The organism is Sphingomonas sp. KRR8 (assembly GCF_023559245.1).
Taxonomy (GTDB): Bacteria; Pseudomonadota; Alphaproteobacteria; order Sphingomonadales; family Sphingomonadaceae; genus Sphingomicrobium.
The window spans coordinates 1888169-1897572 of sequence record NZ_CP097462.1; the positions used below are offsets into that span (position 1 = coordinate 1888169).

Below are 9404 nucleotides of genomic sequence, written 5' to 3' on the forward strand. Positions count from 1 at the left end.
CGCTTGCGAGCCACGGGCGCGGCGATTGAGCGCCGTCTCGCGGCGGAGCGAGAAGTGAGTGGCTTCGCTCCGCCCGCAATGGCGGTAAGCTAGACCGATGACTTCCGAATCCGCCATCCTCCCCCAGCTGCGGCGCATCGCGACCGATCCTGCCGCGCGCGGGCTGCTCGACGATGTGGCGGTGCTCGGCGACCTGGTGCTGACCCACGACAGCATCGCCGAGGGTGTGCATTACCTGCCCACCGACCCGCCCGCTTCCGTCGGCTGGAAGCTGGCCGCGGTGAACCTGTCCGATCTGGCCGCCAAGGGCGCGGAGCCGCTCGCCGCGCTGCTTTCCCTCACGCTCTCGGGCGACGGCGAATGGGAAAACGCCTTTCTCGATGGCCTTGCCGCGGCCTGCGAGAGCTACGGTCTGCCGCTGGTCGGCGGCGACACCATCGCGCTCCCCCATGGCGCTCCGCGAGTGCTTGGCCTGACGGTCGTCGGCCGGGTGGACAGCCTGGCGCCTGACCGGCGGGGCGGACGGCCGGGCGATCAGCTGTGGCTCGCCGGCACGCTGGGCGACAGCGCCGCCGGCCTGGCGCTGCTGACCCGCGATCCGGCCAGTGCCGGCGTGCTGGTCGACATCTTCCGTCGTCCCGTGCCGCTGCTCGCCGCCGGCCGCGCCCTCGCTCCGCTCGCCAGTGCGATGATGGACGTGTCGGACGGCCTGCTCCTCGACTGCCAGCGGCTGTGCGCCGCCAGTGGTTGCGGCGCCGCCATCGATCTCGACGCCCTTCCCTTGTCCAGCGCCTTTGTCGCCGAGCGCGGCGGCGGTCGGGCCGAACGCCTGTTCGCGGCGACGGGCGGCGACGACTATGCCCTGCTGGCCGCGCTGCCCCCCGGGAGTGACCCCCTAACCCTTTCTTTACCACCGCAGCCCAGACTGACCCGCATCGGCACCCTGACCGACGGCGACACCCTCGTGCTCACCGACAAAGGGGGCGCCGTCCCGCTGCCGGAGCGCCTGGGCCATGAACATCGCACTGCTTGACTGGCGCCGCTTGTCGATCCTCGTCGCCGGCCTGATCTGCGGCGGATTGAGCGCCATTTGGCTGGCCTAGACAGCTTCCGTTAAGCCGTTACAACTCCCGCCGGTCTTCTCTCCCGGTGTCGCGCCGCGATGCCGGTTCAGCGAACAAGGGGGTTGTTCACCCAATGACTGTTACCGTGATTGCGATCGTCTGCGGACTGATCGCCGTACTCTACGGACTTGTCACCAGTCGCCAGGTCCTGGCCCAGCCAGCGGGCAACCAGCGGATGGTCGACATCGCGGCCGCCATTCAGGAAGGCGCGGGCGCTTACCTGCGCCGCCAGTACACCACCATCGGCATCGTCGGCGTCGTCGTCGCCGTGCTGGTGGGTCTGTTCCTCGGGCTGGTCCCGGCGATCGGCTTCGTGGTCGGCGCCCTCTTGTCCGGCGCCGCCGGCTTCATCGGCATGAACATCTCCGTCCGCGCCAACGTCCGCACCGCCGAGGCAGCGCGCACATCGTTGCAGGGCGGCCTCACCACCGCCTTCCGCTCCGGCGCTATCACCGGCATGCTGGTGGCGGGCCTCGCGCTGCTGGCGATCGCCTGCTTCTTCTACGTGCTGGTGCAGGTCGAGGGTCATGCGCCCAACGACCGCGCCGTGGTCAACGCCCTCGTTTCCCTGGCGTTCGGCGCGTCGCTCATCTCCATCTTCGCCCGTCTGGGCGGCGGCATCTTCACCAAGGCCGCAGACGTCGGCGCCGACCTCGTCGGCAAGGTCGAGGCCGGCATCCCCGAGGATGATCCCCGCAACCCGGCGGTGATCGCCGACAACGTGGGCGACAATGTCGGCGACTGCGCCGGCATGGCCGCCGACCTGTTCGAGACCTATGTCGTGACCGTCGGCGCCACCATGGTGCTGTGCGCGCTGCTGATCGGCAACGCGGGCGGCAACATCCTGGCGCTGATGAGCCTGCCGCTGATCGTCGGCGGCGTGTGCATCATCACCTCGATCATCGGCACCTATTTCGTGACGCTGGGCAAGGGCCAGTCGATCATGGGCGCCCTATACAAGGGCTTCTGGACCACGGCCGCGCTTTCCGTCCCCGCGCTGTACCTCGTCACCCAGTACACGCTGGGCGACCTCAGCGCGGTGATCGGCGGCGCTTCGGCGGCCGGTACCGACGTCACCGGCGCCGTCGCCGCGCAGACCGCCGGATTCACCGGCTTGGACCTGTTCTGGTGCATGATGATCGGCCTGGCCGTGACCGGCCTGCTGGTCTGGATCACCGAATATTACACCGGCACCAACTTCCGCCCGGTCCGCTCCATCGCCAAGGCGTCGGAAACGGGCCACGGCACCAACGTCATCCAGGGCCTGGCCGTCAGCCTTGAATCGACCGCCATGCCGACGATCGTGATCTGCGTTGCGATCATCGCCTCCTACCTGCTGGCCGGCCTGATCGGCATCGCCTTCGCCGCGACCGCCATGCTGGCGCTCGCCGGCATGGTCGTGGCGCTCGACGCTTATGGTCCGGTCACCGACAACGCCGGCGGCATCGCCGAGATGGCCGGGATGGAGGACGACGTCCGCCATCGCACCGACGCGCTCGACGCGGTTGGCAACACCACCAAGGCAGTGACCAAGGGCTATGCCATCGGTTCGGCCGCGCTGGCCGCGCTGGTGCTGTTCGGCGCCTACACCACCGACCTGAAGGAGTTCTCGGGCCAGCTCGGCATCGGGGCCAACGCCGTCGATTTCAGCCTGTCCAACCCCTATGTCGTGGTCGGCCTGTTGCTTGGCGCACTGCTGCCCTACCTGTTCGGGGCGATGGGAATGACCGCCGTCGGCCGCGCGGCCGGCAACGTCGTCATCGACGTCCGCGACCAGTTCGCCAACGACAAGGGCATCATGGCCGGCACCAGCCGTCCCAATTACGCCCGCACCGTCGACCTGGTGACCAAGGCCGCCATCCGCGAGATGATCGTTCCTTCGCTGCTGCCGGTGCTGACCCCGATCGTGGTGTTCTTCATCATCTCGGCCGTCGCCGGGCGTGAGCAGGGCTTCGCGGCCCTGGGCGCACTGCTGCTGGGCGTGATCGTGTCGGGCCTGTTCGTCGCCATCTCTATGACGAGCGGCGGCGGCGCCTGGGACAATGCCAAGAAGTACATCGAGGACGGTAACCACGGCGGCAAGGGTTCCGAAGCCCACAAGGCCGCGGTGACCGGCGACACGGTCGGCGATCCCTACAAGGACACCGCCGGCCCGGCCGTGAACCCGATGATCAAGATCACCAACATCGTCGCGCTGCTGCTGCTCGCGGCGCTGGCGGGACACGCCGCGGGCTGAAGCGCGCGCCGGACGAACAGGAAGGGGCGGCGGGCCAGTCCTGCCGCCCCTTTCTCATGTCATGGCCGACGAGTGCCCGCATGTCCGCTTTCGACCCATTGCGGACATAAGCGAGGCTAGCCATAGGGCCACGATGCGTTCCCATTTCGCGCTACTTGCGCTGGCATTCGTCTCTTCTCCTGCACTCGCCGATCACATGGGCCCCAGCGGAGTTGCCTCTGGCGGCGGGCAGATCGTATTTGGCCCGGACACACTTGACGAGGGGCATGGGTCGCTCGGCTTTCGACTGACCTTTACCCGCCCGGAGCAACGCTCCGACGCGGTCTTGGAAGCGCTCGCTGGCCAGCACATCCACGCGCACAACACCAACTACAATCTCAATGCCTCGGTGGGCGCGGCCTATGGCATCACCCATGAGCTGACATTGTCGGCCGAGCTGCCTTACGTCCGCCGCGACGGCTTGCGCGAAGGGGAGCATTCCCATGTGGATGGCCAGGCGATCAACGAGGTCACGCAGCTGGGCAACGTTGCTGGCATCGGCGACTTAAATGTTCTGGCCAAGTATCGGCTGACCCATGGCGACGGGTTGAACGTGGCCGCCGTCATTGGTTTGAAGGTGCCGACCGGCCGCACCGGGGTGCGGAGCCCCGACGGCGAGCGGCTGGAGACCGAGCATCAGCCTGGAACCGGCAGCTGGGACCCGATCGTCGGAGCCTCGGCCGGCTCGACCCTTGGTCCGGTGCAACTCGCGGCAAGCGCACTCTACCAATTCTCCGGCCGCGGAGCGCAGGACACTCGCCTCGGCGACCGCTTCCAGGCCGGCGTGGCCCTTTCCCACCGTTTTGGGATCGCGGACCACGACCATGCCGAGCCGGCGCATCACCATGACCATGATGACGATGGCGACAATGACGGCGACCATCACGCTCACCCGGCCCACGCGAGTTGGGACGGCTTCGTCGAACTGAGCGGAGAGTGGGAAGGTCGCCAGACCATCGCAGGGGAGGTCGAGGAGGAAAGCGGTGGCAAAGCCCTCTGGCTCACGCCGGGCGCCCGCTTCACCTCGGCAGGCGGCTTTTCTTTCGGGGCGTCGGTTGGCCTCCCAGCCTGGCAGCGCATCCGCGCCTCGCACCCCAAGAACCGCTATCGCGTATCGCTCGCCGTGGCGCGAGCCTTCTAGGTCCGCTTTCCACCCATTGCGGACATCGCATCGAGATACGGCGGCCCAGCCTTGCCCGGCTAACCCGGGGTTGGGGAGGCGCACTCGCGCACGCCTCCCCTTCTCATTGTGTCAGGCAGACTTGAGGTTGGTCGCCTTCATCTTCCCGCGCTGGTCTTCCGCCACGTCGTACGAAACACGATCATTCTCGCGCAGCGTGCTCATGCCCGAACGTTCGACGTCAGAGATGTGAACGAACGCATCGGCGCCGCCATCCTCAGGCTGAATGAAGCCGAAGCCCTTCGACTCGTTGAAAAACTTGACTGTTCCTGTGGGCATAAATGAATCCTGCAATATGTGATCCGAACACCGGACCTTTTCGCTAAAAGCATCAACTGAGTTGAATGAAGCTGAAGAAAAGGCATCCGTGCCCTTCCAACGCAGCCGTCAGCACGGGCCTCATAGCGCACTTCGACTTCGCTGTCTGTTTTAGTCCACGCGATCATCTGGAGGTGAACTTCTGCCCCCCCAGGCGATTAGGAAATTGTGAGCGTTGCGTGTTATCAACGCTGATCGCGCGAAACTTTCACAGTAGGCTCGTGCGACCGAGAGACCTTGTGCTCCCGCTTACAGCAAGGAGCGTCCCATGATCCTCGGTCTTCAGCTCAACAACACCATCAGTGACCGCCAGGCCGGTCAGTTGCGGCGGCAGGCAAGGGCGTGCTGTCGCCTGGCCAGCGTCGCTCGAACCTCGAAAGGTGCGTTGGCCTTGGAGGGGATCGCGATCCAGCTGCACGCCGATGCCGACCGAATGGACTCTGCAAGGCACGCGCTATGAGCGGTTCCGAGGGCAGTGGGTCCGGGAGCAGTTCTGGCGAGAGCTCGAGCGCCAGCCCGCGGAAGGAGAACCGCGACACTGCCAGCGGCTGCCGTGAGCGAGCGGCGGCCGATGCGGATCAGGCAGCCGCCGCAGGCACCGTCAACGGGAGGAGGGTCTTCGAGCAGAGCTCGGCCAGCTGGACAACCCGCGCGGCGATGCTCGAGCGGCTTGAGTCAGGGATGAAGGTTCGCCGGGCTGCGCCTCAGCTCACTCAAGCGGAAGTCGCGGAGGACGCCGCAAGTGCGGCATCCGACGCCCCAGATCATGGAGTGACTTGATTGAACGTCGCACGCACCAACGAAGAGCGCTTTGTCATCTCCTGCGAAAGCGCTGGCGAAGCCGACGTTCGGCAGAAGCTCAGCTCTGGCCAATATAGTGAGAACAGGACCCTGTGGGCCAATAGCTGGCTGGAGCAGCGGGAGAGCGGCAAGAGCGACGCCACGCGAGCGGAGGAAAGAAGCGTCCTGTCGCGAAACTCCTCGCATCCCAGCTCTGGCCGGGCGTTGGCGGGAAAGCTGCTCTTCCTTTTTGTCGCTCTGGCCGGCGCCATCTTGTTCCTCATCCTGAGGTAGCGACCGTTCAGGGTCGACCTACGCGCCCCGCTTGAACAATAGGATTGGGGCTGCTTGGCTTGGCCTGCGGCGACCGCGTCTTCGATCATGGATTCACGGGCGGGCAGGAAAGGAACCTCGCGGCGGTTGTTACCCCCACACCAGGGAAACTTGGAAACTTCGCTGTGGATAAGCTGGCGTTCGACGCCCGCACCAGGGAAACTTGGAAACTTCGTCCAGGGAAAGTTCGAGCCTTCTGTCAGCAGCGCTCCGCCTTCCCTTTTGGCCCTGTCCCCGCTAAGGGGCCGCGACTTCACCTTCAGACACAAGGAATTGCATGGCCAAGGAAGAACTTCTCGAGATGCGCGGGCGGGTGGTCGAACTGCTCCCCAACGCGATGTTCCGCGTCGAGCTCGAGAACGGCCATGAGATCCTGGGGCACACCGCCGGCAAGATGCGCAAGAACCGCATCCGCGTGCTGACCGGTGACGAAGTGCTGGTGGAACTGACCCCCTACGACCTGACCAAGGGGCGGATCACCTACCGCTTCATGCCCGGTCGCGGAGGCCCGCCGGGCTACACCGGCTAAGGTCGTCCGATGCGGCTGATCCTGGCCTCGGCGAGCCCGCGTCGGCTCGACCTGCTGGCGCGGATCGGGGTCACGCCGGACGCCATCCTGCCCGCCGACATCGACGAGAGCGTGCCCGCCGGCGAACTGCCCCGCGACCACGCGCTGCGCCTCGCCACCGAGAAAGCGCAAGCCGTCGCCGCGCGGGAGCCCGATGCGCTGGTGCTCGCCGCCGATACGGTGGTGGCGGTCGGGCGGCGGATCCTCCCCAAGGTCGAGGATGAGGCCACCCTGCGGCAGTGCATGGCCCTGCTCAGCGGGCGCCGCCACCGCGTGATGACCGGCGTCGCTCTCGCGGCGCCCGGCCAGAAGCTGCGCACCCGCCTCGTTGAGACGACCATCGTCATGAAGCGGTTGTCGGGGGAAGAGATCGACTTCTACGCCGCTCATGGCGAGTGGCGGGGCAAGGCTGGCGGCTACGCGCTGCAGGGATATGGCGAGGTCTATGTCCGCCACATCGCCGGCAGCTATTCCAACGTGGTCGGCCTGCCGCTCGCCGAAACGCGGCACCTGCTCAAGGCCGCTGGTTACCCGCTTGCCTGAGTGGATCAGCGAGCGCGGGATCGGGGAGACCCGCTGCGCGCTGGTCGAAGGCGGCGAGATCGTCGAAGCACGCGTGCTGCTCGACGGCATATTGCCGGCGGGCGCGGTGGTGGCCGCCCGTCTCGCCAGCATCGGCCAGGCTGGCCGCAATGCGATCGCACGGATGGACGACGGGACGGAGATCCTTCTTCCCCAGCGGCCCGCCGGGATCAGCGAAGGCGCCTCGCTCCAGGTGGAGATCACCCGCGAGGCCATTGCGGTCGTGGAGCGCTGGAAGCGCCCCGTGGGGCGCCTCGCCTGCGGGGAGGCCGACTCCGCGCCGAACCTTGGCCGTGAAGCCCGCCCCGGCGAACTGGCCGCAGCAGGCTGGGACGATCTTGTCGATGAGGCGCAAGGCGGGAGCGTGCTATTCCCCGGCGGAAGCCTGTCGCTGTTCGCCACACCCGCAATGACGCTAATCGACGTCGACGGCTCGCTCCCTCCCGCCGAGCTCGCGGTGGCGGGGGCACGGGCGGCCGGCCGCGCCATCCGCCGCCTCTCCATCGGCGGGTCGATCGGCATCGACCTGCCGACCGTTGCCGGCAAGGAGCCCCGCACCGCCGCCGCCGGTGCGCTGGACGCCGCGCTGGCCGGAACGCGCTTCGAGCGGACCGCGGTCAACGGCTTCGGTTTTCTTCAGCTCATCCGTCCACGCCGGCACGCCTCTCTGCTGGAACTCGCGCTGGACCGGCCGGCTTTTGCCGCCCGGCAACTGCTTCGCCGGGCCGAACAGGGTCATGGCGCCACGACCATCGCCGCAGCGCCGTCCGTGATTCGGCTGCTGGAAGCCAATGCCGACTGGCTCGAGCAGCTTGCCCGACGGCGCGGCGGCGCCGTCACCTTGCGCGCGGACCCCGCCCTCGCCATCTGGTCCGGACATGCCGAAGACTGATCCCAAGCCCTGCCCGCTATGCGGCCAGCCGCCGTCGCCCCCGCACCAGCCTTTCTGCAGCCGCGGCTGCAAGGATCGCGACCTGCTGCAATGGCTTGGCGAAGGTTATCGCATTCCAGGTCCGCCGGCCGATCCCGGGCTGGACAGCGACGAGGGGCACAGCTAGGGAGCCGCCTGCCCAGCGGCCTTCCCGGCCGCGAAACGTGGGCCCAGGTAGCTCAGTTGGTAGAGCATGCGACTGAAAATCGCAGTGTCGGCGGTTCGACCCCGTCCCTGGGCACCATCGTTGCCAGCCGACCGATGGTTCGAGGCCCGGCTGCGGCAGAACCTTCCGTAATCTCCCGTATACCGTCCCTTGCCACCCAGCGGCATGGTCAGTTCAGCATGACCTGGCAGTCCATCCGACTAGAGCTGGAAGCGACGCGCGACTTTCCCAAGGGTTCGGCGAGCCGCGCCTACATCCTGCGCCTGCCGCTGACCGCTTCGGGCGCGATCGACGCTGAGGCGCTCACCCGGGCGCCACAGCAGGCTACCGTGCGCCGTCTCTGGCCCAGCGAACCCGATCTCAGTGGCCACGCCGTTCAGGTCGATGGACACCTCGCGTTTTACGCCCGGCAGGATAGTGGAGGCGGCATCTTCTCGACGCTCAACATGCCAGTTCTGCGCGAAGGGGCCTCGATCACCGTCTCCGAGCGCGGCGGCGAACCGCTGCCATTCCGCGTCGCCCGCCTCAGCGCGTCGCGCTAGGTCTATCCCAGCCCGGCCGCGAAGGCGATCCGCAGCGCTTCGCTCAACGATCGCACTTCGAGCTTGTCCATCAGATTGGCGCGATGGATCTCCACCGTCCGCGGGCTGATTCCGAGATCGTAGGCGATGGTCTTGTTGGGCAGGCCCTTGACCAGTCCCTCCAGCACGTCCCGTTCGCGCGCGGTCAGCACGTTCAGCCGCACCCGCGCCTGTTCAGCCCGGTTTCCGCCTTCCTGCGCATCGCTCAGGCGTTCGGACGCATTGCTCAGCGCCGACAGCAGGGTTTGCTTCTCGAAGGGCTTCTCGATGAAGTCGATGGCGCCCGCCTTCATTGCCTGAACGGCCACGGTGACATCGCCGTGCCCCGTCATGATCACAACCGGCAAGCGGCAGCCTTGCTCCTGAAGCGCGCGCTGAACTTCGAGGCCGTCCATCTGCGGCATCCTGATGTCGAGGAGGATGGCGCCAGGCTCCAGCGCCCGAACGTTCTTGAGCAACTCGACCCCCGATTCGTAGGCGAGGACCTTGAAGCCCGACGTCTTGAGCATGAAGCCGGCCGAGCGCCGGATCGCTTCGTCGTCGTCCACCAGGTGGACCAGCATCTG

General features: G+C 67.0%; 13 protein-coding genes and 1 tRNA gene. 12 read left to right on the plus strand and 2 right to left on the minus strand.

The genetic code is table 11. From position 1 onward, the window contains the following. Positions 1–97 precede the first annotated feature (97 nt). The 3 genes from thiL to M8312_RS09505 all read left to right on the plus strand — a co-directional run bounded on the left by thiL (position 98) and on the right by M8312_RS09505 (position 4540). Positions 98–1033, plus strand: coding sequence for a thiamine-phosphate kinase (gene thiL, locus M8312_RS09495; protein WP_250117464.1), 936 nt, complete (start codon positions 98–100; stop codon positions 1031–1033). Positions 1034–1197: 164 nt separating this feature from the next. Then, complete coding sequence (locus M8312_RS09500) at positions 1198–3360, plus strand: sodium-translocating pyrophosphatase (RefSeq protein WP_250117465.1); 2163 nt, start codon at positions 1198–1200, stop codon at positions 3358–3360. Positions 3361–3493: 133 nt separating this feature from the next. Continuing rightward, positions 3494–4540 carry a transporter family protein gene (locus M8312_RS09505; RefSeq protein ID WP_250117466.1) on the plus strand — a complete coding sequence of 349 codons (1047 nt, stop codon included), beginning with the start codon at positions 3494–3496 and terminating at the stop codon, positions 4538–4540. A gap of 111 nt (positions 4541–4651) precedes the next feature. Here the strand turns inward: M8312_RS09505 and M8312_RS09510 are convergent, their stop codons facing one another. Continuing rightward, on the minus strand, positions 4652–4858 hold the full coding sequence (locus tag M8312_RS09510) for a cold-shock protein (RefSeq protein WP_250117467.1): 207 nt from the start codon (positions 4856–4858) through the stop codon (positions 4652–4654). 307 nt (positions 4859–5165) lie between these two features. Between M8312_RS09510 and M8312_RS09515 the strand changes: the two genes are divergently transcribed. From M8312_RS09515 to M8312_RS09555, 9 genes are all read left to right on the plus strand, one after another. Next, a complete protein-coding gene (locus tag M8312_RS09515) occupies positions 5166–5357 on the plus strand; it encodes a hypothetical protein (RefSeq protein WP_250117468.1) in 192 nt (63 codons plus the stop codon). Continuing rightward, on the plus strand, positions 5354–5677 hold the full coding sequence (locus M8312_RS09520; RefSeq protein WP_250117469.1) for a hypothetical protein: 324 nt from the start codon (positions 5354–5356) through the stop codon (positions 5675–5677). Before M8312_RS09515 ends, M8312_RS09520 begins: the two co-directional genes overlap by 4 nt. Next, a complete protein-coding gene (locus M8312_RS09525) occupies positions 5678–5971 on the plus strand; it encodes a hypothetical protein (RefSeq protein WP_250117470.1) in 294 nt (97 codons plus the stop codon). It abuts the gene before it with no gap. A gap of 316 nt (positions 5972–6287) precedes the next feature. Further along, positions 6288–6539: a translation initiation factor IF-1 gene (gene infA, locus M8312_RS09530; protein WP_168067748.1), complete on the plus strand. Its 252-nt coding sequence runs from the start codon at positions 6288–6290 to the stop codon at positions 6537–6539. 9 nt (positions 6540–6548) lie between these two features. Further along, positions 6549–7121: a Maf family protein gene (locus tag M8312_RS09535; RefSeq protein ID WP_250117471.1), complete on the plus strand. Its 573-nt coding sequence runs from the start codon at positions 6549–6551 to the stop codon at positions 7119–7121. Further along, on the plus strand, positions 7114–8052 hold the full coding sequence (locus tag M8312_RS09540; RefSeq protein WP_250117472.1) for a ribonuclease: 939 nt from the start codon (positions 7114–7116) through the stop codon (positions 8050–8052). The genes M8312_RS09535 and M8312_RS09540 overlap by 8 nt, the downstream gene beginning before the upstream one ends. Next, complete coding sequence (locus M8312_RS09545; protein WP_250117473.1) at positions 8039–8218, plus strand: DNA gyrase inhibitor YacG; 180 nt, start codon at positions 8039–8041, stop codon at positions 8216–8218. The genes M8312_RS09540 and M8312_RS09545 overlap by 14 nt, the downstream gene beginning before the upstream one ends. A 41-nt stretch (positions 8219–8259) precedes the next feature. After that, positions 8260–8335, plus strand: a tRNA-Phe gene (locus M8312_RS09550). 101 nt (positions 8336–8436) lie between these two features. Beyond that, positions 8437–8799, plus strand: a complete 363-nt coding sequence (locus M8312_RS09555; RefSeq protein WP_250117474.1) for a hypothetical protein — start codon at positions 8437–8439, stop codon at positions 8797–8799. Between the two features lie 2 nt (positions 8800–8801). Here M8312_RS09555 and M8312_RS09560 read toward each other — a convergent pair whose 3' ends face one another. Further along, complete coding sequence (locus tag M8312_RS09560) at positions 8802–9401, minus strand: response regulator transcription factor (RefSeq protein ID WP_250119760.1); 600 nt, start codon at positions 9399–9401, stop codon at positions 8802–8804. Between the last annotated feature and the right edge of the window lie 3 nt (positions 9402–9404).

What these genes read in the sequence shown, in the direction of transcription:
- M8312_RS09555 (WP_250117474.1), top strand. Translation starts at nt 8,437, where the DNA reads ATGACCTGGCAGTCCATCCGACTAGAGCTGGAAGCGACGCGCGACTTT.
- M8312_RS09520 (WP_250117469.1), top strand. Translation starts at nt 5,354, where the DNA reads ATGAGCGGTTCCGAGGGCAGTGGGTCCGGGAGCAGTTCTGGCGAGAGC.
- M8312_RS09510 (WP_250117467.1), bottom strand. Translation starts at nt 4,858, where the DNA reads ATGCCCACAGGAACAGTCAAGTTTTTCAACGAGTCGAAGGGCTTCGGC.
- M8312_RS09515 (WP_250117468.1), top strand. Translation starts at nt 5,166, where the DNA reads ATGATCCTCGGTCTTCAGCTCAACAACACCATCAGTGACCGCCAGGCC.
- thiL (WP_250117464.1), top strand. Translation starts at nt 98, where the DNA reads ATGACTTCCGAATCCGCCATCCTCCCCCAGCTGCGGCGCATCGCGACC.
- M8312_RS09505 (WP_250117466.1), top strand. Translation starts at nt 3,494, where the DNA reads ATGCGTTCCCATTTCGCGCTACTTGCGCTGGCATTCGTCTCTTCTCCT.
- M8312_RS09560 (WP_250119760.1), bottom strand. Translation starts at nt 9,401, where the DNA reads ATGCTGGTCCACCTGGTGGACGACGACGAAGCGATCCGGCGCTCGGCC.
- M8312_RS09545 (WP_250117473.1), top strand. Translation starts at nt 8,039, where the DNA reads ATGCCGAAGACTGATCCCAAGCCCTGCCCGCTATGCGGCCAGCCGCCG.
- infA (WP_168067748.1), top strand. Translation starts at nt 6,288, where the DNA reads ATGGCCAAGGAAGAACTTCTCGAGATGCGCGGGCGGGTGGTCGAACTG.
- M8312_RS09535 (WP_250117471.1), top strand. Translation starts at nt 6,549, where the DNA reads ATGCGGCTGATCCTGGCCTCGGCGAGCCCGCGTCGGCTCGACCTGCTG.
- M8312_RS09500 (WP_250117465.1), top strand. Translation starts at nt 1,198, where the DNA reads ATGACTGTTACCGTGATTGCGATCGTCTGCGGACTGATCGCCGTACTC.